Source organism: Streptomyces sp. NBC_01244 (assembly GCF_035987325.1).
GTDB lineage: Bacteria > Actinomycetota > Actinomycetes > Streptomycetales > Streptomycetaceae > Streptomyces.
The window spans coordinates 4366924-4389833 of the sequence record NZ_CP108488.1 but is presented as its reverse complement, the minus strand read 5'-3'; the positions used below and the strand labels follow the sequence as shown (position 1 = coordinate 4389833).

The 22910-nt window shown below is 73.6% G+C and carries 21 protein-coding genes and 1 pseudogene; 8 read left to right on the top strand and 14 right to left on the bottom strand.

All coding sequences use genetic code 11. The features are described from left to right. Positions 1-33: 33 nt before the first annotated feature. Entirely contained in the window at positions 34-1263 is a 1230-nt protein-coding gene (locus OG247_RS19550) for a Cmx/CmrA family chloramphenicol efflux MFS transporter (protein WP_327257544.1), read from the bottom strand. Positions 1264-1317: 54 nt separating this feature from the next. Beyond that, positions 1318-2040 carry an HD domain-containing protein gene (locus OG247_RS19545; RefSeq protein ID WP_327253471.1) on the bottom strand — a complete coding sequence of 241 codons (723 nt, stop codon included), beginning with the start codon at positions 2038-2040 and terminating at the stop codon, positions 1318-1320. Positions 2041-2150: 110 nt separating this feature from the next. Here OG247_RS19545 and OG247_RS19540 point away from each other — a divergent pair, with 110 nt between their 5' ends. Further along, positions 2151-2846, top strand: a complete 696-nt coding sequence (locus tag OG247_RS19540; RefSeq protein WP_327253470.1) for a copper homeostasis protein CutC — start codon at positions 2151-2153, stop codon at positions 2844-2846. Between the two features lie 461 nt (positions 2847-3307). On the opposite strand, the gene OG247_RS19535 is transcribed toward OG247_RS19540, so the two are convergent. After that, complete coding sequence (locus OG247_RS19535; protein WP_442813345.1) at positions 3308-5434, bottom strand: HelD family protein; 2127 nt, start codon at positions 5432-5434, stop codon at positions 3308-3310. Positions 5435-5756: 322 nt separating this feature from the next. Between OG247_RS19535 and OG247_RS19530 the strand changes: the two genes are divergently transcribed. Then, the gene (locus tag OG247_RS19530; RefSeq protein WP_327253469.1) at positions 5757-5948 is read left to right on the top strand and encodes a hypothetical protein; all 192 of its coding nucleotides are present in this window, start codon (positions 5757-5759) and stop codon (positions 5946-5948) included. 127 nt (positions 5949-6075) lie between these two features. Continuing rightward, positions 6076-6918: a glycosyltransferase family 87 protein gene (locus OG247_RS19525; RefSeq protein WP_327253468.1), complete on the top strand. Its 843-nt coding sequence runs from the start codon at positions 6076-6078 to the stop codon at positions 6916-6918. 34 nt (positions 6919-6952) lie between these two features. On the opposite strand, the pseudogene OG247_RS19520 reads toward OG247_RS19525, so the two are convergent. From OG247_RS19520 to OG247_RS19505, 4 genes and pseudogenes are all read right to left on the bottom strand, one after another. Continuing rightward, positions 6953-8064, bottom strand: a pseudogene (locus tag OG247_RS19520) (RNA-guided endonuclease InsQ/TnpB family protein). A gap of 214 nt (positions 8065-8278) precedes the next feature. Further along, entirely contained in the window at positions 8279-9922 is a 1644-nt protein-coding gene (locus OG247_RS19515; protein WP_327253467.1) for a DNA repair helicase XPB, read from the bottom strand. A gap of 171 nt (positions 9923-10093) precedes the next feature. Beyond that, on the bottom strand, positions 10094-10768 hold the full coding sequence (locus tag OG247_RS19510; RefSeq protein WP_327253466.1) for an HAD family hydrolase: 675 nt from the start codon (positions 10766-10768) through the stop codon (positions 10094-10096). 7 nt (positions 10769-10775) lie between these two features. Next, positions 10776-11384, bottom strand: coding sequence for a TetR/AcrR family transcriptional regulator (locus tag OG247_RS19505; protein ID WP_327253465.1), 609 nt, complete (start codon positions 11382-11384; stop codon positions 10776-10778). A gap of 84 nt (positions 11385-11468) precedes the next feature. Between OG247_RS19505 and OG247_RS19500 the strand changes: the two genes are divergently transcribed. Together OG247_RS19500 and OG247_RS19495 are read left to right on the top strand one after the other, a co-directional pair. After that, entirely contained in the window at positions 11469-12110 is a 642-nt protein-coding gene (locus OG247_RS19500; protein ID WP_327253464.1) for a peroxiredoxin-like family protein, read from the top strand. 9 nt (positions 12111-12119) lie between these two features. Continuing rightward, positions 12120-12602, top strand: a complete 483-nt coding sequence (locus tag OG247_RS19495; RefSeq protein ID WP_327253463.1) for an N-acetyltransferase — start codon at positions 12120-12122, stop codon at positions 12600-12602. 72 nt (positions 12603-12674) lie between these two features. Here OG247_RS19495 and OG247_RS19490 read toward each other — a convergent pair whose 3' ends face one another. The 3 genes from OG247_RS19490 to OG247_RS19480 all read right to left on the bottom strand — a co-directional run bounded on the left by OG247_RS19490 (position 12675) and on the right by OG247_RS19480 (position 17529). Beyond that, positions 12675-13976 (bottom strand): hypothetical protein, encoded by a 1302-nt coding sequence (locus tag OG247_RS19490; RefSeq protein WP_327253462.1) that lies wholly within the window; start codon positions 13974-13976, stop codon positions 12675-12677. 355 nt (positions 13977-14331) lie between these two features. Further along, entirely contained in the window at positions 14332-14967 is a 636-nt protein-coding gene (locus tag OG247_RS19485; RefSeq protein WP_327253461.1) for a DUF4291 domain-containing protein, read from the bottom strand. Positions 14968-15048: 81 nt separating this feature from the next. Beyond that, positions 15049-17529 carry a helicase C-terminal domain-containing protein gene (locus tag OG247_RS19480; protein ID WP_327253460.1) on the bottom strand — a complete coding sequence of 827 codons (2481 nt, stop codon included), beginning with the start codon at positions 17527-17529 and terminating at the stop codon, positions 15049-15051. A gap of 86 nt (positions 17530-17615) precedes the next feature. Here OG247_RS19480 and OG247_RS19475 point away from each other — a divergent pair, with 86 nt between their 5' ends. Continuing rightward, entirely contained in the window at positions 17616-18554 is a 939-nt protein-coding gene (locus OG247_RS19475; protein WP_327253459.1) for a hypothetical protein, read from the top strand. A 586-nt stretch (positions 18555-19140) separates the two neighbouring features. Then, a complete protein-coding gene (locus OG247_RS19470) occupies positions 19141-19770 on the top strand; it encodes an HAD family hydrolase (protein WP_327253458.1) in 630 nt (209 codons plus the stop codon). A 10-nt stretch (positions 19771-19780) separates the two neighbouring features. Here the strand turns inward: OG247_RS19470 and OG247_RS19465 are convergent, their stop codons facing one another. Further along, positions 19781-20062: a hypothetical protein gene (locus OG247_RS19465; protein WP_327253457.1), complete on the bottom strand. Its 282-nt coding sequence runs from the start codon at positions 20060-20062 to the stop codon at positions 19781-19783. A gap of 258 nt (positions 20063-20320) precedes the next feature. Between OG247_RS19465 and OG247_RS19460 the strand changes: the two genes are divergently transcribed. After that, on the top strand, positions 20321-20704 hold the full coding sequence (locus OG247_RS19460; RefSeq protein WP_327253456.1) for a cold-shock protein: 384 nt from the start codon (positions 20321-20323) through the stop codon (positions 20702-20704). Positions 20705-20771: 67 nt separating this feature from the next. On the opposite strand, the gene OG247_RS19455 is transcribed toward OG247_RS19460, so the two are convergent. The 3 genes from OG247_RS19455 to OG247_RS19445 are packed head-to-tail and all read right to left on the bottom strand — an operon-like array spanning position 20772 to position 22844. Next, positions 20772-21632: a 1,4-dihydroxy-6-naphthoate synthase gene (locus OG247_RS19455; RefSeq protein WP_327253455.1), complete on the bottom strand. Its 861-nt coding sequence runs from the start codon at positions 21630-21632 to the stop codon at positions 20772-20774. Further along, the gene (locus OG247_RS19450; protein ID WP_327253454.1) at positions 21629-22345 is read right to left on the bottom strand and encodes a futalosine hydrolase; all 717 of its coding nucleotides are present in this window, start codon (positions 22343-22345) and stop codon (positions 21629-21631) included. Before OG247_RS19450 ends, OG247_RS19455 begins: the two co-directional genes overlap by 4 nt. 13 nt (positions 22346-22358) lie before the next feature. Continuing rightward, positions 22359-22844: a DUF2771 domain-containing protein gene (locus tag OG247_RS19445; protein WP_327253453.1), complete on the bottom strand. Its 486-nt coding sequence runs from the start codon at positions 22842-22844 to the stop codon at positions 22359-22361. Positions 22845-22910: the final 66 nt, after the last annotated feature.

Genomic DNA, 22910 nt, shown 5'->3' with positions numbered 1-22910 from the left:
GGTCCCGCAGGTCCCGCAGGCACCTCGGGTCCGTCACACCTTTTCGGTCGCGCCCGAGCGGGTCGGGGCCGGGGCCGAGGCGGCCACCACGCGGGTCGGGCGGGCCGCGCGGGATCCCGTACGGCGGTCCAGGCGCAGCGCCACGAGGCCGAGGGCGATGGCGGTGACGGTCATCGCGCCGCCCGCCCAGGCGGTGGCGGAGAAGCCGTACCCGGCGTCGATGACGGTGCCGCCGAGCCACGGGCCGCCGGTGTTGCCGAGGTTGAAGGCGGCCGTGGTGGTCGCGCCGGCCAGGGTCGGGGCGGCGCCCGCGACGTTGAACATGCGGGCGTTGAGCGCCGGGGCGGTGAAGAACGCCGAGAAGCCGATCAGGAACGAGAGGGCGATCGCGGCCGCCGCGGTGGAGGCCAGCAGGGCCAGCGCCGCCAGGAAGACGGTGGAGGCGGTGATGCCCCACAGCATCACCCCGAACAGGTGCGCGTCGGCGATCCGCCCGCCCACCGTGGTGCCCACCAGCGCGCCGATCCCGAAGAGGCCGAGGATCCAGGGGACCCACTTCGAATCGAGCCCGGCCACGTCCGTGAGCAGCGGGGACAGGTAGCTGAAGGCGCAGAAGACGCCGCCCGCGGCCAGGGCCGTGACACCGATCGACAGCCACACCTGGCGGTCGCGGTAGATGCGCAGCTCGCGCGCGAGCGTCGGCCTCTCGGCCGGCAGCGGGATCTTCGGGATCAGCGCGAGGATGCCGACCAGCGCGACGGCGGAGGCCGCGCCGACCGCCCAGAACGCGGAACGCCAGCCCAGGTGCTCACCGAGGAACGCGCCGGCCGGGACGCCGAGGACGTTCGCGATGGACAGCCCGCCGATCATGACGGCCATGGCCCGGGCCCGCTGGTGCTGCTCCACCATGGCGATGGCCACGGCGGCGCCGACCGCCCAGAAGCCGGCGCAGGCGAGCGCGGAGACGATGCGGGAGGCGAAGAGCAGCTCGTACGAGGGGGCCAGCGCGCCCGCGACCTGCCCCAGGCCGAAGAGGCTGATCAGCGACAGCAGCGTGGTGCGCCGGGGCAGCCGCAGCGTGGCGACGGCGAGCAGGGGCGCACCGACGACCATGCCGATCGCGAAGGCGGATATGAGCAGGCCCGCCTGGGGGATGGTGACGCCCATGTCCTCGGCGATGGGTGGCAGCAGCCCGGAGAGCATGAACTCGCTGGTACCGAGTGCGAAGACGGAGAGGCCGAGGATGTAGACGGCAACGGGCATACGGGTGCGTTCGGCTGCTGCGGGCATGAACTACCTCAACGACGGCGAACGGGATCACATTCCCGGGGGCCGGGTGGCGCCGCTCTCGCCGAGGTCTGCCGGCCGCGCCAGCTCCGCGGCCAGGTTCGCGCGGGCCGGGGCCTCCCAGTGCGCGGCTCCGTAGGCGGTGCGGAAGAGGCGGGGCAGCTCCAGCAGCTGGCGCAGCACGGCGGCCCGGCCGGCGCGGAAGGCCTCGTCGGGGACGAAGCCGTACTCGGCGCGCACGGCTGCGGCGTAGGCGGCGTACTCCTCGGGCGGGCCCGCGAGGACGCCGAGGTCGGCGTCGCAGAGGAGCTCGCCGTTGGCGTCGCCGGGTGCGGGGTCGTGGGTGATCGTGAGCCGGACGAGGCGGGCCACCTCGGCGGTGCGGGCGTCGTCGATGCCGAGCTCGGGCAGGGCGCGCTCGGCGAGGGCGGCGCTGCGCTCCTCGTTCTCCGAGCGGTCGGGGCGGTAGACGGCGTCGTGGAACCAGGCGGCGAGTTCCACGGCGGGGCGGTCCGGTGCCTGCTCCGCCGTGGTCGCCGCCGCGTCTGCGAGTACGTCGATGCGTGCGAGTACGTCGGCCAGGTGCGCGGTGGTGTGGTACCTGCGCTGCGGCTCCGCCCAGGCGGTGAGGAGGCGGTCGGCGTAGGGGGCGGGGTCGAGGCCGGGGGTGGCTCCGGCGGCGGCGGTGGTGGCGTGCCAGCGGGAGCGGAGGCTCTGCTCGCGGTGCGTGTCGGAAGTCATGGCGGATGTCATGCGCACATTGTGGTGGTGGCGTGATTGTGCTGGTGGAGGGTGGGCGAAGGCCCGTACCCTGGATATTGGACTAGACCTATTTGCCAATGCGGGACGAAGGATGGGATTACATGAGCAACCGTGCGCTCCTGGAGGTGATCGCCCTCGACGTGGAGGACGCGGTCGCGGCCCAGGCCGGTGGGGCGGACCGACTCGAACTGGTCACCGACATGGCCGCCGACGGGCTCACCCCGTCGCGCGAGACCTTCGCGGCGATCCGGGCGGCGGTCGACATCCGGCTGCGCGTGATGCTCCGGAAGGCCGACGGCTTCTCGGCGGGCTCCGCGCAGGACGTGGAACGCCTGGTGGAGGAGGCGCGGGCGCTGCGCGCCGAGGGAGCGGAGGAGTTCGTCCTGGGCTTCCTGAACCCCGACGGCAGCCCCGACCTCACCGCCGTCGAGGCGGTCGTGGCGGAGCTCGGCGGCTGCGGGTGGACGTTCCACCGGGCGATCGACCGCGCGGCGGACCGGGACCAGCTCCGCAAGGCGGTCGCGGACCTGCCCGGGCTCGACACCTACCTCACCGCGGGCGCGGCGGGCGGGGTCGACGAGGGCCTGCCGGTGCTGCTGGCCGAGGCGGCGAAGGCGGGTGCCCCCGGCTACGAGCCGCGCATCCTGGTGGGCGGCGGCCTCGCCCTCTCCCACCTTCCCGTGCTGCGCGAGGCGGGCATCGACGCCTTCCACATCGGCAGCGCGGCTCGTCCCGACGGCTGGTCCCGGCCGGTGTCTCCGACGGCGGTCGAAGCCTGGCGGGCGTCCCTGAGCTAGCGGGTGCCCGTGGCCCGGCCTGGTGCGGCGCCGTCGCCTGCGCCTCAAACGCCGGCGGGGCTGGGGTGTGGTCGGTGGTCGGTCTGGCTGCGGGTGGGGGTCGGTGCCGGGGGCGGGGTGGGGTGTCGGCCTGGACTGCATGATTTAGGCGCCCTGCCCTCGACTTCGACAGTTGTGGGGTGTGCCTGCGCCACACATCACGCTTTACGTCCCGGCCAACACCCCACCCCGCCCCCGTCCCCTACCCGGGCCGCAAGCCTCCGACCCCGACCGGGTGATAGTCCGGTCCCGCCGGCGGTTGGTCTTTTCAGCCGTCCGGCGTTTGAGGACCGGGTCAGGGCCGGGCCCTGGGAACGGTGGAAGGGCGGGTAGGGGACTTCGCCCCGCAGGGCGACCCCGCCGCGGCGGTAGGCCGCTACGGGCCCCCGGCCAGGGCAGGGCGCAGCCCCCGGCCGCGGTGGTCAGGGGCCGGTGGGGGCCAGGGGCTCCGGGAGGGGGGTCGTGTGGAGGAGGGTGAGGCCCGAGACGGCTCGGGTGAGGCAGACGTAGAGGCGGCGCAGGCCGGTGCGTTCGTCGGGCTCGCCCGCCACCACGTCCGCCGGCTCGTGCAGCACGACGTAGTCGTACTCCAGACCCTTCGCGAGCGACGCCGGCACCAGCGTCAGCCGCGACTGCGCAGTCGTCTCCTCGCCGGGCGAGAGGTAGGGCAGGCCGGCCGCCAGCAGCGCCTCCGCCAGCTCCGCGATCCGCGCGTCCGCCGCGATCAGCCCGATCGACCCCTCGTGCTCGAGAGAGGCCCGGCAGGCCGCGATCACCGCCGCCGGAAGGGCGGAGGGGGACTCGACCGGGGAGACGATCAGCGAGCCCGGGGTCTCACGGACCGAGGAGACCGGCGACAGGCCCGGCGAGATCGCCGGTAGCAGCCGCGAGGCGTAGGCGATGACCTCGCGCGGCACGCGGAAGCCCGCCGTCAGTTCCTCCAGCACCGCGCCGGGCTTGCCCAGGTGCCCCAGCGCTTCGTCCCAGCTGCGCGTCGCCCACGGGGTCGTGCCCTGGGCGAGGTCTCCCAGGACCGTCGCGGAGCCGGTCGTGCAGCGCCGGCCGACCGCCCGGTACTGCATCGGGGAGAGGTCCTGCGCCTCGTCGATGACGACGTGGCCGAGCGAGTGCGTGCGCTCGACCAGGTCGGTCGTCTCGTCGATGAGGACCAGGTCCGCCGCCGACCACTTCACCGACTTCACGCTGCGCGCCGGCTTGGCCCACAGCAGCAGCCGCTGTTCCCGCTCCGACAGGATCCCGTCCGCGTGCTCCGCGAGGAACTCCGCGTCGGAGAGGAGGCGCAGCACCAGCTTGGCCGGTTCCACCAGTGGCCACACGGCCTTGACCACGGCCTTCACGGCGGGAGTGCGCGCCACCGCGTCCTGGACCCGGTCGTCGGGCGCCTCGCCCGCCTGCTCCATGCGGACGAGGACCGCGTGCGAGATCCGCTGCGGGAGGGCGTCGCGGGCGGCTCCGTAGCGGATGTCGCGGTTCTGGAGCTCGGCGACGATCTCGGCGATCTCGTACGCGGGCACCCGCCAGCGGCGCGATCCGCGGACCACCATCAGCGGTTCGACGGGCTCCGACACGTGCGAGTGGACCGCGCGGCGCAGGACCTCCGCCATCCGGGCATCGCCCTTGACCACGGCGGTTTCGGCGGCGTCCGCGCCGCGTACCTCCAGGTCCGCGCGGGCGACCAGGTCGTCGACGGTGGCCTGCTTCACCTCCAGCTCGCCGAGGGCGGGCAGGACCTGCTCGATGTAGTGCAGGAAGGAACGGTTCGGCCCGATGACCAGGGTGCCGGTGCGGGCGAGGCGGTCGCGGTGCGCGTAGAGGAGGTACGCGACACGGTGCAGGCCGACGGCCGTCTTTCCGGTGCCGGGACCGCCCTGCACGCAGACGGAGCCCGACAGGCCGGAACGGACGATCTCGTCCTGCTCGGGCTGGATCGTCGCCACGATGTCGCGCATGGGGCCGACGCGCGGGCGCTCGATCTCCTGCTGGAGCAGCTTGCTGACGGCCGCCGCCTCGGCCGGGTCGGAGAGGTGCTCGTCCTCGTACGCGGTCAGCTCGCCGCCCGTGTAGCCGAAGCGGCGGCGCAGCCCGATGTCCTGCGGGTCGTTCTTCGAGGCCCGGTAGAAGGGCTGGGAGACCGGCGCGCGCCAGTCGATCACCATGGGGTCGCCGCCCGCGTCGTGGACGTGGCGGCGGCCGATGTAGAACTGCTCGCCCTCCGCGCCCTCGGCGAGCTCCGCGCCGGGCGCGTGCAGGTAGTTGAGGCGGCCGAAGAAGAGGGGGGTGTGGGCGAGGTCGGCGAGCGCCTTGATCCGGTCGTCGATCTGGGCCTGGAGGACGATCGCGTTGACCCAGTTCGCGGTGACGTCGCGGATGTCGAGGTTCTGGACGTCCTCGCGCATCGCGCGGAGCGCGGACCGGGAGGCGGCGAGGTGGGCCCGCTCGCGACCCAGGGGATCGGTGGCGGCCGCGTCGGCATAAGGGGCGGCGTCGGGGTCGGCGTCGGGGTCGGTGACGTGGGCGTGCGCGGGCACGGAACTGCCTCCATCTGCTGAGGACCTGCGTGATGCGGGCGGACGGGCCCGCCGGTTTCCGAGCGGCGGGCGGCGCTCCCGGTGACGCGGCGGGAGGCGGCAAGAGCGGAGATTCTAGCCATCGCGAGGGCGCTGCGCGAATGGATTGAAGGGGGCCGGAAGTCCTTCGGGGCCGTGACCCCGTACGGGGGGTGTTCGGTCCGTGTCCTCCTTCGGACAGAGCCCGTAGGGGGAGGCATGGGCCGGGAGGAGGAGGCGGGAGACCTGGAGGTTCAGCCCTCAGGGCGATGTGACAAGCCGGTCGAAAACCGACCATGGATACATGAGCACCGCAACCTACACCCCGGTCCAGGGTCGCCGCCCTCGCGGCGCCACCGCCACTTCCGTCTCCCGCCCCCGCCCCCGCCACGGCGTCGGCAGCGTCCTGCGCGCGGCCAAGGTCTTCGCGGCGACCGCCGTGAGCGTGGTCGTCCTCGGTGAATACGCCGAGGACGCGGGCGTCATACGTCACTGAACGCGCGACTGAGGCCCGGCGCCGAGCCGGAGCCGGAGGCGCTGCGCCGCCGCGTCGGTGCCGTCCGTGCGCGTCGGCCGGAGGACTCCGCGCGGGTCTCGGGGCGTTGATCCACTAGGGTCGCGCCGTGACCCGGAGTTCCGAGCCCAGCCGCTCTCCGTCGCCCCGCGCCGGTGTGCTGCTCGCGGGCCTGCTGCTCGTGCTCGGCGTGCTCTGCGTCGCCCTGCGCATCCCGGTGGCCGATGCCCTGGCCCCCGGCCTCTCCGCAGCCGAGTGGAGCCCGCCCGCCGCATATCCGCCCTTCGCGGCCATCCTCTTCGCCCCGGCCGCCTGGCTGCCGACGGGCGTACTGAAGGCCGTCCTGGTGGGCGGCAGCGCGGGCCTGTTCGCCCTGCTGATCCTGCTGTCGTGCCGGCTGGCGGGACTGCGGGCCCGGCCCGGTCCCGTGCTGGCCGCCACCGTCGCCGGGCTGTGGCTGGAACCGCTGTTCCAGACCCCGCTGTCCGGCCAGATCGCCCTGGCCCTGGCCTGCCTCGTCCTGTGGGACCTGCACCGGCCGCGCGGCGCGCTCGGCAAGGGCTTCGCGCTGGGCACGGCCGCCGGGATCACCCTGACCCCGGCGCTGCTGATCCCGTACCTCCTGCTGACCGGCCGGGTCAGGGCCGGGCTGACCGCGCTGGGCGCCTTCGCGGGCAGCGGCCTGCTCGGGCTGCTGGTCCTCCCAGGTGCCTCCGCCGAGTTCTGGTCCCGGCACCCGCCCGCGGGCGGCCGCTCGCTCCTGCTCGACTGGCCCCACCTGTGGGTCTGGACCGTCCCGCTGCTCACGGCCCTGCTCGCCGCCGCCCTGCGCCTGCGGTCACCCTCCGGGCAGCAGGATGTCCGCGTCGTCGAAGACCCGCAGCACCACGAGCAGCAGCCGCCCGCGCGACACCATGTACCTGATCGGCGCTGCCTCGGCCACGATCTTTGAATCCTCCCCCTCATGGATGAGGGGGATTCCTACCTCACGCTGCCTGGCGGACCGGCGGTCCGCCAGGTCTTCCGCGATCAGTGGTAGCCGGGTTGAGACCAGCCCGGACGAGCATCACGCGTGCGGAGTTCTTGTCCCGTGGAGAGATGGATCCGCACCTGGTGCACGTGTACGTACGTTCCGACAGTGGCAGTGCGTGCTTGGTTCTCGCCCCGCACCGTCCGCAGTCCATAGTCGTGTGAGCCGCATGCACAAGATGGATGATCCGGCCGTGCTTGCGCGCCATGCTGATCAACTCGCGCTTGGTCGCCGAGATCGCCGCGTCGGCAGCCTTGCGCGCCATCGTCGACCTGGCCAGGAACTTCGGCCGGAAGTCCTCCACCGCGAGGTGGTCGAAGTCCGTCACCACGCGCTTGGCCCACTTGCGGGCTGTGTCCTGCCGCTGCCGCGCGATCTTCTTCTGGACTCTCGCGGCCTGCCGCTTCGCCTTCCGGTAGCCCGCCGAAGCGGCCTGGCCGCGCCTGGGCTTCCGGCGTGCCATCATCCGCTGATAGCCCGCCAGCTTCCCCGCCGACCGCCTGCCGTACTCGGGATGCGGCAGGTCTTGGGCGTCGCTCGTCGTGGTGGCGGTCTCCTTCACACCCCAGTCGACACCGATCACCGCGCCTGTTGTCGGCAGCGGCTGCATTTCCGTCTGGACGACGAAGGAGGCGTACCAGTGCCCGAGACTGTCCCGGTTGACGCGGACGCTGGACGGATCGGAGGGAAGTTCGGACCGGCGACGACCTTCTTCTTGAATCGCGGCATCCCCGCTCGCCGCCGGACCGGCAATCGTGCCTTGATGTCCTTCAATGCCTTGGTACGGGAGGCGGCGAAGTCCCGGATGACCTGCTGTTGCGGCACACTCCCACCCGCGCGCAGCCACTCACGCTCACCGCGCCATCCGGTGAGCATCCTGTCGAGACCGGCAGGCCCGCACTTCTGCTTGGCCTTGTGTGCCGCCCGCGACTGAGCGACGCACTGATTCCACACCCATCGGCACCGGTCCCACTCACGCATCAGGGCCAAGTCCGCAGCAGACGACACGCGCAGCCGGAAGGTGTACCGGGCGCGCACGCCCTCCCCGACCTCCGCCAATGCCCCCATGACGCCAACCTGGAACCGTAGCCTGCTCCGGTCTCCGGAACCCCGACGCACCACCCGAACGAGTAGCCGATCACCCGCACAGGCCGGTGATCCCCCAACGCGCGGTGCACGGGTTCCAGCCGGGCCCGCTCACGGCCCGCCGACTCCGTGAACAGGACCTCGTAGGGCTCCTGGCGCGTCATCCGGCCGACGTAGGGCTCGGCGGCCCCGTCCGTCAGTCCCCGGCCAGCAGCTCGTCGGCGTCCATGATCCGGTAGGCATAGCCCTGTTCGGCCAGGAAGCGCTGGCGGTGCGCGGCGAAGTCCTGGTCGATGGTGTCGCGCGCGACGACCGAGTAGAAGCGCGCCTCGTGGCCGTCCGCCTTCGGGCGCAGCACCCGGCCGAGCCGCTGGGCCTCCTCCTGGCGGGAGCCGAAGGTGCCGGACACCTGGATGGCGACCGTGGCCTCGGGCAGGTCGATGGAGAAGTTCGCGACCTTGGAGACGACCAGCACGCTGATCTCGCCCTCACGGAAGGCGTTGAAGAGCTTCTCGCGCTGCGCGTTGGAGGTCTCGCCCTTGATGACGGGCGCGTCGAGGTGCTCACCGAGCTCGTCGAGCTGGTCGATGTACTGCCCGATGACCAGCGTCTGCTCGCCCGCGTGCTTGCGCACCAGCGCTTCGGTGACCTTCCGCTTGGTGGCGGTGGTCGCGCAGAAGCGGTACTTCTCCTCCGTCTCGGCGGTCGCGTAGGCGAGGCGCTCCGACTCCGTGAGGTTCACCCGGACCTCGACGCAGTCGGCCGGCGCGATGTAGCCCTGCGCCTCGATCTCCTTCCACGGGGCGTCGAACCGCTTGGGCCCGATCAGCGAGAACACGTCCGACTCGCGGCCGTCCTCGCGCACCAGCGTCGCCGTCAGTCCGAGCCGCCGCCGTGCCTGCAGGTCCGCGGTGAACTTGAACACCGGAGCCGGCAGCAGGTGCACCTCGTCGTAGAGGATCAGGCCCCAGTCCCGGGAGTCGAAGAGCTCCAGGTGCGGGTAGATGCCCTTCCGCTTGGTCGTCAGGACCTGGTACGTGGCGATCGTGACGGGCCGGATCTCCTTGCGCGTACCGGAGTACTCGCCGATCTCCTCCTCGGTCAGCGAGGTCCGCTTGATCAGCTCGTGCTTCCACTGGCGGGCGGAGACGGTGTTCGTGACCAGGATCAGCGTGGTCGCCTTGGCCTTCGCCATCGCACCGGCGCCGACCAGCGTCTTGCCGGCGCCGCAGGGCAGCACGACCACGCCGGAGCCGCCGTGCCAGAAGCCCTCGACGGCCTGCTGCTGGTAGGGACGCAGTGCCCAGCCGGTCTCGTCGAGCTCGATCGGGTGTGCTTCGCCGTCCACGTACCCGGCGAGGTCCTCGGCCGGCCAGCCCAGCTTGAGCAGGGTCTGCTTGATCTGCCCGCGCTCCGAGGGGTGCACGGCGACGGTGTCGGCGTCGAGGCGCGCGCCGACCAGCGGGGCGACCCGCTTCGACCGCAGGATCTCCTCCAGTACCGGCCGGTCGGTGCTGGTCAGCACCAGCCCGTGGACGGGGTGCTTGGAGAGGGTGAGCCGGCCGTACCGGGCCATGGTCTCGGCGACGTCGACGAGCAGCGCGTGCGGGACGGGGTAGCGCGAGAACTCCACGAGCGCGTCCACGACCTGCTCGGCGTCGTGCCCGGCGGCCCGCGCGTTCCACAGCCCGAGCGGCGTGATCCGGTAGGTGTGGATGTGCTCGGGAGCACGCTCCAGCTCGGCGAAGGGCGCGATGGCGCGCCGTGCGGCCGCGGAGAGCTCGTGGTCGATCTCGAGGAGGAGCGTCTTGTCGCTCTGGACGATCAGGGGCCCGTTCACGCGCGTCCTTTCCTGCGGGGGAGGACCGCCCGGACGCGGGCGGCCAAACCTCCAGTCTGCCGTATCGCTCCGCGGGCCGGGCGGTTCTGGGCCGTGCGGGGTCCCGTCGGTGCGGTGCGGTGCGGTGCGGTGCGGCGCGGTGCGGCGCGGTTGCCGGGGCTCCGCTCGCGGTCAGGCTCCGCCGGTGACGAAGGCGAGGACGGCGGGGGCCGCCTCGCGGAGCGTCGCGAAGTGGCGGTGGGTGCCCGGGGGCGGGGTGGGGACGTTGACGGACCAGACCGTCATGCCGGCCAGGAGTCCCGACCGGACGCCCGAGGGGGCGTCCTCGATGACGAGACAGTCCGGCGGGGCCGCGCCGAGGCGCTCGGCGCCCAGCAGGTACGGGACCGGGGAGGGCTTGCCCTCCGTCACCGAGGCGGCGTCCACGAGGACCTCGGGGACGGGCAGGCCGGTGCGGGCGAAGCGGCCGCGCACCCGGTGCGCGTAGTTGGAGGTGACCAGTCCCCAGCTCCCCGGGGGCAGGGCGGTCAGCAGCTCGGCCGCGCCGTCGAAGGCGGAGTAGGTGCCGGAGCGGACGTCCTCGTCCTCCAGCTCGTGCAGCGCGGCCAGGCACGCGTGCGGGTCCCGGTCCGGGGCGACGGCCGCGAAGGTTTCCATCGGGCGGGTCCGCAGGGCCACGGCGTACACCGCGTCCGGGTCCAGTCCGTGGCGGGCGGCCCAGGCCGCCCAGACCCGGCGCTGGTTGGCGACGGCGTCGACGAGGGTGCCGTCGACATCGAACAGGACGTACCGGGCGGGAGCGGCGGCAGGAGCGGGAGCGGTGGGAGCGGTGGCTGCGGTGGTCACCGGCGGATCATGCCAGGCCGCGCAGGAGCAGCTTCAGGCCGCCCTCGAACTCCCGGTCCGGGGTGACCGAGCGGGCGTCGCGGGCGGTGGCCGTCATGTACGGGAACTCCTGCGGGGGGAGACCGGCGATGGCGGTGGTTCCGGGGCCGGACAGCGGCCCGAGGTGTTCCAGCTGTGTGGCGCCGATCACGTAGGCGATGAGGGCACGCAGCGCGAGGACCCGCTCCTCGGCCTCGATGCCGGCCTCGGTGAGGACTCCGAGCACCGTTTCCGACCAGCGCAGCCCGCCCGGCGAGCGGTGCCGGTGGGTCAGGGTGAGCGGCAGGGTGGCCGGGTGGGCGGTCATGGTGTCGCGCAGGCGGCGGGCCAGGACCGTGATCCGGCCGTGCCAGGGGCCCGGGGGCGGCGGGGTGGTGTCGACGCCGCTGAGGACGAGCTCGACGACGAGCGCTTCGAGTTCCTCGCGGCTCGGGACGTAGCGGTACAGAGCCATGGGGCTGATGCCGAGCTCGGTGGCGACGGCGCGCATGGAGAGGCCGGGGAGCCCGTCGCGGTCGATGACGGCGAGGGCGGCGGCGGCCAGTTGGTCCGGGGTGTGCGAGCGGGGGCGCGGCATGACGGTTGACAGCGTACGACATACGCCTACGCTGGAGAGGTAGGCGTACGGCATACGCTTACGCCTGTCGAGGGAGGGTTTCCCATGCTCGAACCCGGTTCCGTGGTACCCGCACGCCTGCTCACGTCCGTCACGTCCGTCACGCACCTCGCGGCAGGGGCCGCCTCCGCGTCCGCCTCCGCCTCCGCCTCTGTCTCCGCCTCTGTCTCCGTCCCCGACCCGGAGCGGCTCGTCCATCTCCAGTTCCGGCGCTTCGCCGGCTGTCCCGTCTGCCACCTCCACCTGCGGTCCGTCGTCCGGCGCCACGCGGAGATCGAGGCCGCCGGGATCCGCGAGGTCGTGCTCTTCCACTCCTCCGCGGAGGAACTCCGCCCGCATGTCGCCGACTTCCCCTTCGCCGTGATCGCCGACCCACGGCAGCGGCTGTACCGGGAGTTCGGCGTCGAGTCCTCCCCGCGCTCCCTGCTGGACCCGCGCGCCTGGGGGCCGGTGCTGTGGGCGATCGCCCGGTCGGCCGCCGAGGTGGTGCGCGGCCGGGAGCGGCTTCCCGCCCCGCGGCAGCCGAACGGACGGCTCGGGCTGCCCGCCGACCTGCTGATCGGGCCGGACGGCGGGGTGCTGGCCGCCAAGTACGGGGAGCACGTCTACGACCAGTGGTCCGTCGACGAGTTGCTCCGGCTGGCGGCGGCCCGATATCCCGTGGGCGCTGCGGGAACGTCTGCGTAGGGTCGCCGCATGAGTAGCGATCAGCAGAGCTTCGTACCGCCGGCCGAGGTGTTCGAGGTGCCCGTCCGGCTCGTCGGGGAGGGCTTCCGGCTGGAGCCCCTCGGGCCCGAGCACAACGAGGGCGACCTCGCCGCCTGGAGCGGGAGCATCGCGCACGTGCGGGCGACGCCCGGATTCCTGGGGGACTGGCCTCCGCCGGAGGGCATGACCCCCGAGGCCAACCTCGCCGACCTGGTGCGCCACGCACGGGACTTCGCCGAGCGGCGGGGCTTCACCTACAGCGTGCTGGAGGGGGAGCAGGAGGGGGAGGGCGAGGTCATCGGGTGCCTCTACATCTACCCCGCGAAGGCGGACCCGGGGCGCGTGCACATCAGTTCCTGGGTGTGCGCCGACCGGGCCGCGCTCGACAAGACGGTGTACGAGACCGTCATGCGCTGGCTCGCCGAGGTCTGGCCGTTCGACGCGGAGCGCATCGCCTACGCGGCGAGGTGAGCGCGCCCGAAGGGGCCCGGCCCGTGCGGTGCACGGGCCGGGCCCCTTCGGGGTGGTGGTCGTACGGGGTGACTATCCGCGGACGGTGCGCCGGCGGTGGGCGAACCAGGCGGCAGCGCCGCCGAGGCCGATGAGGACGGCGGCCAGGCCGGAGTACAGGGCGGTGTCGGAGTCCGAGCCGGTGTGCGCGAGGGAGCCGGTCGGCGCGGGGGTGTTCCCCGTGCCCGGGGTCGTCGTGGCCGCGGGAGCGGTGGTCGCGGAGCCGGTCGGGGCCGGGGTGGTGGGCGCGGGCTTCGTCGGCGCCGGGGTGGTGGGCGCGGGGGTGGTGGGCGGGGTGGTGGTCTTCGGGCCGAGCTCGAACTGCCCCTCGGCGGACTGGAAGGGGTAGGTGTTGCCCTCGGCCAGGCCGACGGAGGCGGTCACCTTGGCCGGGGTGAGCTTCTTGAGCTGTGCCTTCGGGCCGAGCCCCAGCCGCAGGCGCACGACGTGGTCGCCGGAGGCGGCGCCGAAGCCCTGGGCGATGACCGGCAGGTTGAAGTTGCCGGTCTCGCCCTTCAGGTCCTTCCAGGTGCCGTCGACCTTCACGCTGGCCCGGAGGTCGGCTGCGGCCAGATCGGCCATGGCCACCTCGATCCAGGTGCCGAGCCCGGAGGAGAAGGCGCCGTCACCGGTGACCCGGTAGCGCAGGTCCATCTCCCGGCAGTCGGGGGACCCGCCGTCCGCGCAGGGGGCCGCCTTGCCGAACGAGGTCTCCAGCACACCGGGCTTGCCCGCCGGGCTGGTCTTGAAGGTGAGGGAGCCCATGCCGCCGTCCGCGATCTCGTTCTGGACGCTCGCCGCCCGCAGGGTGAAGTCGCCGTTGACGGTCGGGTAGCTCTTGCCGAGGCCGATGGTGACCTTCCAGACCAGCTTGCCGCCGGCCGGGATCTCGAAGCCCTGCGCGGAGTTCGTGCCCGCCGGGTAGAACATGCCCTGCCATCCGTTGTCCTGCTGCCCGATCGAGAAGGAGGTCGCCGGGGCGCTCACCGGTTCGACCTTGTAGATCACGTCGGCCTTCTGGAGCGGGCTGGCGCCGGTGGGGTCGAGGAGCATCCACGGGTGGTAGGAGGAGGACTTGTCCGTCGTGTTCGTCACCGTCAGGTCGAAGGTCTCCGTCGCCCCGCCCCGGGTCAGCGGTCCGCTCGGGACCGGCGCGCTCATGGCGGTCTTCAGCGCCTTCGGGTTGCCCTCGTCGGCGGAGGCCGACAGCGGCGTCAGGAAGGTGCCGGCGACGGCGGCGGCAACCACGGCGGCCGAGCCCGTGCGCAGGGCGGCGGAGCGCAGGGTGGCGGTGCGGAGGGCGGCGGAGCGGAAGACGGCGGAGCGAGCGGACATGGCGGATTCCCCCCAGGAATCGTCAAGAACACATGGCAGTGGCGGCCGAGAGGCCGAGAGGCCGAGAGGCCGAGAGGCCGAGAGGCCGAGAGGCAGTGCGGAGGCAGTGCAGTGCGGAGGCAGTGCAGAGGCCGCGCAGAGGTAGGGCAGAGGTGAGGCAGAGAAAGAGAGGCCGCGCGAGGTGGCCGGCTACTGAGGGCCGGTCCGATGGTGCTTGGTTCTCGCCGGCGGTCCGGTTGCTTCCCCCCGGTCGCTCCTGCGATGAGCTGATCCTCACACAGGTCGCATCCCCAATCCGTCGCCGGAATGTCACCGCCGTGCAACAGGAAAAACGGCTCTCGCAGCCTGTTTCCTGCTACGCGCCCAGGTGCTCCAGCGGCCCCGCCGGATAGGGCGTCTCCACCGGCAGCAGGGCCCGCGCCGCCTCCTCCTCGCCCGCGCGGAGCAGGCCGTGGACCTCCCGCGCCAGCGGGGTGACATCGCGGATGGAGACCGTCCACTCGTCGGCGTAGGCCCGCGATGCGGGCCCGGACAGGCCCAGTTGCAGCGAGCGGTACGGCAGCGGGTTCAGGTGCGGGTCCCGCTCCGGGTCCCACTGGACGCGGGCCGGGGAAGTGCGCAGGGCCCGGCTCCAGTCCTCGCGGTCGGCGTGCACTCCGGGGACGTAGTGCGACAGGCAGGCCTCGCGCAGCGCGCGGTCGAAGCCCGCTCGGGTGATCTCGACGGCCAGGACCGTCTCCTGGTCGGCCTTGGTGGCCCAGCCGCAGCGGTACATCATCCACAGGAACGAGGGCTTGACCCAGGTCATCCGCTCCCGCTTCCAGGCGGGCGGGAAGCGGCCCTCACGGACGGCCGGCACCCCGATCCGGGGGTGGTACGCCTGGTACACGGTGAGGGTGTCGGCGGTGTGCGAGGCGCGGATCTGATGACGGGGTACCTGGTCGGCGGGGCTGACGGGGCCGGTGGTGCCAGTGGGGGTTGCGTCGGACATGGCTCCAGGGTGCGGGCCAACACCCCGACCGGGCCAGGGGATTTCCCTCCGGGCGCCCTCGGCGCCCCCGGGCGTCCCAGGCTAGACCTGGTCCTCCGCCAGTTCGGCGACCCCCGTGATCCGGTGCAGCGCGAAGGTCCGTACCTCGTCCGCCGTGTGGTCGTAGCCGGTGACGAAGCCGCCCTCCACCCGTACCGGGGCGATGACCCGCTGGCTCGCGGCGCCGTCGGCGTTGACGTAGCCGATCCACACCGCCGACCCGGTGAGCGCCGCCGCCTGCACGGTCGCCAGGGTCTCCGCCGCGCTCGTGCGCGGGAGTTCGCCGGGGACACCCGGGGCGCCGGAGGGGGCCGGCTCCTTGCGGACCGCCGTCGCCGCCAGGTCGCCCGCGCGGATCGCCCGTACGGCCGCCCCCAGCAGCGTCCTGTCCGGGACCGGCGGCCCGTCGGGGACCGGTACGGGCAGGGCGCGGGCCGGGGTGCGGTGGGCGTCGGCGCGGGAGACCAGGACGTCTCCCGTACGGGATTCCGCGGCCGGGGCGTACCCCATGGCCCGCAACCCGTCGAGCAGTGCGGTCGGTTGGGCCTGCGCGGCCAGGACGGTCGGGGCGAGGCGGCGCAGCCCGAGGCCGGCGGACCGCTTGTCGGCGAGGATCTCGTTCAGCATGCCGTCGTCGTCGCAGCGCACGTACGAGGAGGCCGCGCCGACCCGGAGGTGTCCGTGCCGCCGGGCCACGTCGTCGATGAGGTACGACAGCGGCTGCGGCACCGGGGTCCGGCTGTGCTCGGTGAGGAAGGACTGCAGGTCGACGGCGGTGTGACCGGCGTCCAGGGCGCGGCGCACCGACCCGGGCGTGAAGCGGTACACGGTGGCCCCGCCCTTGGACTCCACCTCCGCCAGCACGGCCAGCACCTCGGCGAGCGCCCGCCGCAGCGGCCCGGGGGCCACCGCCGTCAGGTCGGCCTGGAGCAGTACGTGGTCCACGGGCTCGGGCAGCAGCGGCGCGAGCAGCGGCGCCGGGTCGCGCCCCTCCAGCAGAGCCCGGCCGGGCGCGGCGAGCGCTCCCCGGCCGGTGACTCCGAGGACCTCCGCCTCGGTCAGGGTCCAGCGTGCGAGGCGGGCGCGCAGTTCGCTCGTACCGCGCACCGGCCGTTCCCACGTCAGGCGGGCGAGGACCACGGCCGGGTCCGGGGAGCCGCCCTCGGGGAGGTCGGCGAGGAGGCTCAGGATGCGGCGGCGCACCTCCGGGGCGGCGGAGCGGTCCAGTTCCGCGCCGAGCGCCGACAGGGTGCGGCCCTTCGCGTCCTGTTCGCCGACCAGGCCCGGGGTCCGGGTGGCGGTCAGCCAGGCCGCCGCCAGCACCGACCAGCGCTCGGCGGGCGGGAGTTCCAGCCAGACGTCGAAGGCGGGGGTCGGGGCGTACCGCTCGTCGGCCTCGCCGTCGCTGGCCAACAGGCCCGCCGCGTAGGACAGCTCGATCCAGAACGCCGCCGACGGCTCGTCGGTGTCCAGGGTGGCCGCCGCCCGCTTCAGGTCGCGTACGGAGAGCCCGCCCGCCCGGAGCACGGCCGGACCGGCGTGCTCCCAGGACTTCACCAGCTCCTCGACCGTCGACAGCGCGGCCAGTGCCTGGCCCGCCGCGTTCGCGTCCACAAGCTGTGGACGGTGCTCGCGGTGCGCGGGAACGGCCGGGGCCAGCGGCTCCGTCGCCCGGTGCGCGAGCCCGCCGCGCAGGTACAGCGCCACCTCGCGCGGCAGCAGCACCGTGCGCGCCGTGGCCGGCAGCAGCAGACCCCGGTCGCGCAGCCAGCGCACCGGAGGCGTCGGATGGGGCGTCACTTCCCCGTAGGGCGGCCCCCACACGAGCCGGCCCAGCACCTGATGGGCCTCCGCCGGAGCCTCGTCGAGCAGCGCGGACATCCGCTCCGGGTCGGTGAACAGGCCCGTCAGCGCGGTCACCGCCGACACCGGGTCGTGCGTCGCGGGCAGCCCGACGGCCGCCACGATCTCCTGGATCCGGGTCGGCGACATGCCCGCGGTGGCCTCGGCGACGGTCGGGCCGAGCCCGGTGGGGGAGGGCCGCGAAGCGGAGGGGGCGAGCAGCTCGCGGGCGGTGCGCACCAGGCGCAGCCGCTCGTCGTCGCCCCATACGAGGGCCTGCTCGCGCAGGGTCGCCAGGGCCCGGGGGAGTTCGGCGCGGGCCCCGTTGTCCTCGCCGGAGGTGGTGCCGGTGTCACCGCTGAGCAGGGACTCCAGTACCGCGTACGGGCAGGGCTCCGGGCCCACCGCGAGGGCCTCCGCGGCCTGCAGGGCGAACCGGTCCAGGTGGTCCAGCGCGCGCACCACCGAAGCCCGCGTCCCGGCCCGCGTGGCGAGCTGCGTCACGTCTCCGGGGACCGGGCTCAGCAGGTCCGGCCGGGCGCGCAACAGGGCGCCGAGGCCGTCGTCGTCACGGGCGCGCAGCGCTTCGGCGAGGGAGCGCGGAGCGCTTCCCGCGGTGCTCGGGTCAGGCACGGTCGTCGCCTCCTGGTCGCGTCGGCCGGTCAGTCGGCCGGTCCCCATCCGGTCAACGGTATCCGCTGCGCCCCCGGCCGCTCCACGGGCGCACGCGCTACCTTCGCTGGAGGTGGCACGGGAGGAGCCGGGGCGTGGGGATCGAGAGCGACCATCTGGTCTACGAATATCTGAGCCGGGTCGGGGACTTGGCACAGCGCAGGCACCTGTCGTCCGGGGACCGGATGCGGCTGGTGGCGGGGCTGCGGGACGAGATCGACCGGCGGCGGGCCAAGTACGAACCGGAGACGCCGGCAGCGGTACGGCGCATCCTGGAACGGATCGGCACGCCGGAGGAGGTCCTGGACACGCTGCCGGGGGCGGGCGCGGCGGACGCGGCTCCCTGGGCTTCAGCCCCGCCTTCGGCCCCCTCCGCTCCCTCCGCTCCCTCGGTGCCGGTGCAGCGGGGGGCCGCGCCGCCGCACCTCGCGGGGCTCGACGAACTGGGTCCGGGCGAGAAGCTGGAGCCCGACTGGTGGACGGTCGGTCCGGGATCGACGGTGGAGGGCTTCGCGGGCGGGATCGAGATCCCGGAACTCCTGAAGGGCCCGGTTCCGGCGGCCGCCGATCCCGCAGATCCCGCCGGAGCCGCCCCGGAGGGCGGGCGGAGCACGCTCATGGGCCACCTGCGCGAGCGGCGGCGCCGCGCGAAGGCGGAAGCCGCGGCCGCCACCGCCGCTCCGGTGGCGGCCGCGCCGAAGCGGAAGCCGTACGCCTTCCTGATGCTTGCGGCGGTGGCGCTGATCGCGGGGGCCGTCTCCGGCTACTGGCTGCTGCTCGCCGCGGGCTGGCTGCTCGCGTACGCCTCGCGCGTGCTGGGGTCCGCGGAGCGGAAGTGGGTGGTCTTCGGGCTGCCCGGGGTGGTCTTCGCGGGGGCCGTGGGGTGGTTGTGGGGCCGTCTGAACGGCCGGTGGGGTGCGCCCTTGGCCGACGAGGCCCTGAGTGGCACCTTCCAGGACCTGCTGCCCTGGCTGGCGCGGGCCGCGGCGGTCTCCTCCGCGGTCTACCTTCTCTGGCGCTCCCGCCGCCGCTGATCCCCTCCGGGGTCGGTCGCCGGGTGCGGCGCCGTCGCCTGCGCCTCAAACGCCGGCGGGGCTGGGTTGTGGCCGGCGTCGGTCTGGCTGCGGGTGGGGGGTCGGTGCCGGGGGCGGGGTGGGGTGTCGGCCTGGACTGCATGATTTAGGCGCCCTGGGCGCAGCTTCGACAGGGTGTGGGGTGTACCTGCGCCACACATCACGCTTTACGTCCCGGCCAACACCCCACCCCGCCCCCGTCCCCGCCCCGGGCCGCGAGCCTCCGACCGGGTATTTCAGCCGTCCGGCGTTTGAGGACCGGGGTCTGGGGCGGAGCCCCAGGGGGTCCGGGCGCAGCCCGGGACCCCGCTTTCAGCCCGTCCGGCGTTTGAGGACCGGGTCAGGGCCGGGCCCTGGGAACGGTGGAAGGGTGGGTAGGGGACTTCGCCCCGCGCAGCGGCGAGGGGTGCCGCGGGGACTCCGCCCCGCGCAGCGGATCCGTCGGGGCGGTGGCGTGGGCCGAGATGTCGCCACATTTCACCGCCCGGTCAGGCGGGACACAGTCCGCGTTCCCGGCCGCGGTGCCCGGCTCGGCACAATGGAGGGCATGAGCCCCGAGACGCAGCTGACCGTCGGATTCGACCTCGACATGACCCTCATCGACTCCCGGCCGGGCATCAAGGCGGCCTTTGAGGCGCTTTCGGCCGAGACGGGTACGTTCATCGACACCGAGCAGACCATTTCCCGCCTCGGCCCGCCGCTGGACCAGGAGCTCGCGTACTGGTTCCCGGAGGCGGAGATCCCCGCCGTGGCCGACCGCTACCGGGAGATCTATCCCACACACGCCATCGAGCCGACCCCGGCGATGCCCGGCGCCCGCGAGGCGGTCGAAGCGGTCCGGGCCCTCGGTGGCCGTGCGATCGTCGTCACCGCCAAGCACGAGCCCAACGCCCGCCTGCACCTGGACCACCTGGGCATCAAGCCCGACGCGGTCATCGGCTCGCTGTGGGCGGAGGCCAAGGCGGTCGCCCTGCGCGAGTACGCGGCCCAGGTCTACGTCGGCGACCACGTCGGCGACGTCCGCGGTGCCCGCACGGCCGGCGCGGTGTCGGTGACGGTCCCGACGGGCCCGTGCCCGGAGCCGGAACTGCGCGCGGCGGGTGCGGACGTGGTCCTGAGCGACCTCACGGAGCTGCCGGCCTGGCTCGCGGAGTACGAGCGCACGCGGACCGCGTGACCGCGGACCCCTACGCCTGCGAGGCGCGGGCCGCCGTGCGCTGCGCGGCGGCCGAGCGCAGTACGCCCGCCGCGGAGATCGCGAAGCCGACGCCCATGAGCATGCACACGGCCCACGCGTACGACGGGAACGGGTCCATGTCGAGGAAGAGCGGGGCCATCGTGGCGAGCGTGGCCACGGCGCCGGCGATGAAGACGATGCCGCCGGCCTTGACGAGCGCGTCGCCGGGGCGGGCGGTGTCGTCGGCGCCCTGCTCGGGCTGAGGGGTCTCGGGCTGAGGAGTAGCAGTCACTCGGCCAGGGTAGTTCCCTGGCCGCATCGGCTCCGCCGCGCACGGACGAGTTGCCCGCGACGCTCCGCGACCGTCTGGATCAGCGGGAGAAGGAGCCCGATCGATACCGGCCAGTGCCGCTGGCCGGTATGGGTGGAGCGGCTTGACGAGGGGTAGATAGACGGAGAGGCTTCGGGCAATGGCAGGCAAGAGCAAGCGCTGGATAGCCTGACCTGCGGGAACAGTGGTTTGGCTGACTGGCGGAATGGGGTGCTCGCTTTGCCTACCGGCAAGGTCAAATGGTTCAACAGTGAGAAGGGCTTCGGCTTTCTCTCCCGCGACGACGGCGGCGACGTCTTCGTCCACTCGTCGGTGCTCCCCGACGGGCTGGACGCGCTCAAGCCCGGCCAGCGCGTCGAGTTTGGTGTTGTTGCGGGGCAGCGCGGTGACCAGGCACTTTCGGTGATCGTCTTGGATCCGGCACCCTCCGTCGCGGCCGCGCAGCGGCGCAAGCCGGACGAGCTGGCCTCCATCGTGCAGGACCTCACGACCGTGCTGGAGAACGTCACGCAGTCGCTGGAGCGGGGCCGTTACCCCGACAAGGCGCAGGGCGGCAAGATCGCCGGCATGCTGCGGGCGGTGGCCGACCAGCTCGACGTCTGAGTACCTCGTACGACCGTGCCCCGCCGCCCGCCAGGGCCGCGGGGCACGGTCACGCCTGGGGGAAGGTCTACGGGAAGGCCAGGGCGTCGGCGGCGATGGCCGGAACCAGACCCTCCGCGGCGGCCCGGGTCAGCAGCCCGCGGACGGCCGCGTAGCCGGCTTCGCCGAGGTCGGCGGTGAACTCGTTGACGTACAGCCCGATGTGCTGGTCGGCGACGGCCGGGTCCAGCTCCTGTGCGTGCGCCCGTACGTAGGGCCGGGACGCCTCCGGGTCCGCCCAGGCCATCCGGACCGACGTACGGGCCGACTCGGCGAGGGCGCGCAGCGCGTCCGCGCCCAGGGAGCGCTTGGCGATGATCGCGCCGAGCGGGATCGGCAGTCCGGTCGTGGACTCCCAGTGCTCGCCCATGTCGGCCAGGCAGTGCAGGCCGTAGTCCCGGTAGGTGAACCGGGCCTCGTGGATGACCAGTCCGGCGTCCACGCGGCCGTCGCGCACGGCGGGCATGATCTCGTGGAAGGGGAGCACGGCCACCTTGCCGACCCCTTCCGGCAGCACGTCGGCTGCCCACAGGCGGAACAGCAGGTAGGCGGTGGAGCGTTCGCTCGGGACCGCGACCGTCTTGCCGGTCAGGTCCAGGCCCGGCTCCCGGGTCAGGACCAGGGGGCCGCAGCCGCGGCCCAGGGCGCCGCCGCAGGGGAGGAGCGCGTACTCCTCCAGGACCCACGGCAGGACGGCGTAGGAGACCTTGAGCACGTCGAGCTCGCCGCGCTCGGCCATGCCGTTGGTGATGTCGATGTCGGCGAAGGTGACGTCGAGGTCGGGCGCGCCGGGGACCCGGCCGTGGGCCCAGGCGTCGAAGACGAAGGTGTCGTTCGGGCAGGGCGAGTACGCGATCCGTACGGGTGCCGTGGCGTCTGTTCCGGTCATGGAGGTCCTCCCCAGGAAGCGAGTACGGGGCCCAGTGCCCGGAAGCCGTCGGCCAGCGCGCTCAGCGCCTCGCCGATCCGCCAGGCGTCGCGGTCCCGGGGGCCCACGGCGTTGGAGACGGCACGGACTTCCAGTACGGGCAGCCCGTGGGCGGCGGCGGCCTCGGCGACCCCGAAGCCCTCCATGGCCTCGGCCCCGGCGAGCGGGTGCCGGGCGGCGAGGGCGGTCGTACGGGCGGCGGTGCCGGTGACGGTGGAGACGGTCAGGACGGGCGCGATCAGCGCCCCGGTCGCCTCGGCGGCGAGCGCGGCGAGCTCTGCGGGAGGCAGGTGCACGCTGCGGCCGAAGCCCAGTTCCGAGACGGTGAGGAATCCCTGCGGGGTGTCGGCGCCCAGGTCGGCGGCGACGATCGCGTCGGCGACCACGAGGGAGCCGATCGGGGCGGCGGGCGCGAACCCGCCGCCGATGCCGGCGGAGACGACGAGGCCGTAGCCGTCGGGGGCGGCCGCGAGCGCCAGGGCGGTCGCGGTACCGGCCGCCGCGGCGGCCGGGCCGACTCCGGCGACCAGCACGTCGAAGGCTCCCCGGCGGTGGATGAGGTAACCGCCGGGGAGGGTGCGCGGCTCGGGACCCGGGGAGTGGTCCGGACCGGACAGGCCTCGGACGACGGAGTCGGCCTCCGCCGTCACCGCGGTCACGATGAGCGCGCGCATGGTGGGTACGTGACTACTTGAGCTTGACGGTGAAGGCCCAGACGGCGAGGGGCTTGCCGTCCTCGGAGACCTGGACGATGTTCAGCTTCTTGGAGGCCGGGGCATCGCCCTGGCCGCCGGTGGCGAACAGGTCGGCGCCCGGGAAGCTGCGGTAGGTGTTGGAGGAGGGCTCGGTGATCGGCTGCCCGTCGAGGACCGCCTGCCACTTCTTGCCGTCCTCGACGACGTCCGGCTCGACACCCAGGCGCAGCGTGTCGCCGCGGCCGTAGTCGATGTTCTTGGCGTGCTTCACGTCGGCGAAGCACTCCTGGACCTTCTCGCCCGTGAGTTCCTTGCTGTCGCTGCAGGCGGCTTCGGTGGACACCGACGAGGTGCCGACCGTCACGGTCGCCAGCGGCGTCGGCTTGTCACAGGCGGAGAGGAGGAGGAGGCCGGCGGAAACGGCTCCGAGGGCCGCGACGCTGCGGCGGGCCCTACCCGAGAAAAGCGGTGCGGTCATGAGCCGAAGGCTATCGGGCGGGTGGCGTGCCTTGCTGCACGGGGTCCTGTGGTGCGGCGCCGTGGC

Bases quoted from the DNA above. Each gene is read 5' to 3' on its own strand.
- OG247_RS19550 (WP_327257544.1), bottom strand. From the start codon at position 1,263: ATGCCCGTTGCCGTCTACATCCTCGGCCTCTCCGTCTTCGCACTCGGT.
- OG247_RS19545 (WP_327253471.1), bottom strand. From the start codon at position 2,040: ATGACATCCGCCATGACTTCCGACACGCACCGCGAGCAGAGCCTCCGC.
- OG247_RS19540 (WP_327253470.1), top strand. From the start codon at position 2,151: ATGAGCAACCGTGCGCTCCTGGAGGTGATCGCCCTCGACGTGGAGGAC.
- OG247_RS19530 (WP_327253469.1), top strand. From the start codon at position 5,757: ATGAGCACCGCAACCTACACCCCGGTCCAGGGTCGCCGCCCTCGCGGC.
- OG247_RS19505 (WP_327253465.1), bottom strand. From the start codon at position 11,384: ATGCCGCGCCCCCGCTCGCACACCCCGGACCAACTGGCCGCCGCCGCC.
- OG247_RS19500 (WP_327253464.1), top strand. From the start codon at position 11,469: ATGCTCGAACCCGGTTCCGTGGTACCCGCACGCCTGCTCACGTCCGTC.
- OG247_RS19495 (WP_327253463.1), top strand. From the start codon at position 12,120: ATGAGTAGCGATCAGCAGAGCTTCGTACCGCCGGCCGAGGTGTTCGAG.
- OG247_RS19490 (WP_327253462.1), bottom strand. From the start codon at position 13,976: ATGTCCGCTCGCTCCGCCGTCTTCCGCTCCGCCGCCCTCCGCACCGCC.
- OG247_RS19485 (WP_327253461.1), bottom strand. From the start codon at position 14,967: ATGTCCGACGCAACCCCCACTGGCACCACCGGCCCCGTCAGCCCCGCC.
- OG247_RS19480 (WP_327253460.1), bottom strand. From the start codon at position 17,529: ATGGGGACCGGCCGACTGACCGGCCGACGCGACCAGGAGGCGACGACC.
- OG247_RS19470 (WP_327253458.1), top strand. From the start codon at position 19,141: ATGAGCCCCGAGACGCAGCTGACCGTCGGATTCGACCTCGACATGACC.
- OG247_RS19455 (WP_327253455.1), bottom strand. From the start codon at position 21,632: ATGACCGGAACAGACGCCACGGCACCCGTACGGATCGCGTACTCGCCC.
- OG247_RS19450 (WP_327253454.1), bottom strand. From the start codon at position 22,345: ATGCGCGCGCTCATCGTGACCGCGGTGACGGCGGAGGCCGACTCCGTC.
- OG247_RS19445 (WP_327253453.1), bottom strand. From the start codon at position 22,844: ATGACCGCACCGCTTTTCTCGGGTAGGGCCCGCCGCAGCGTCGCGGCC.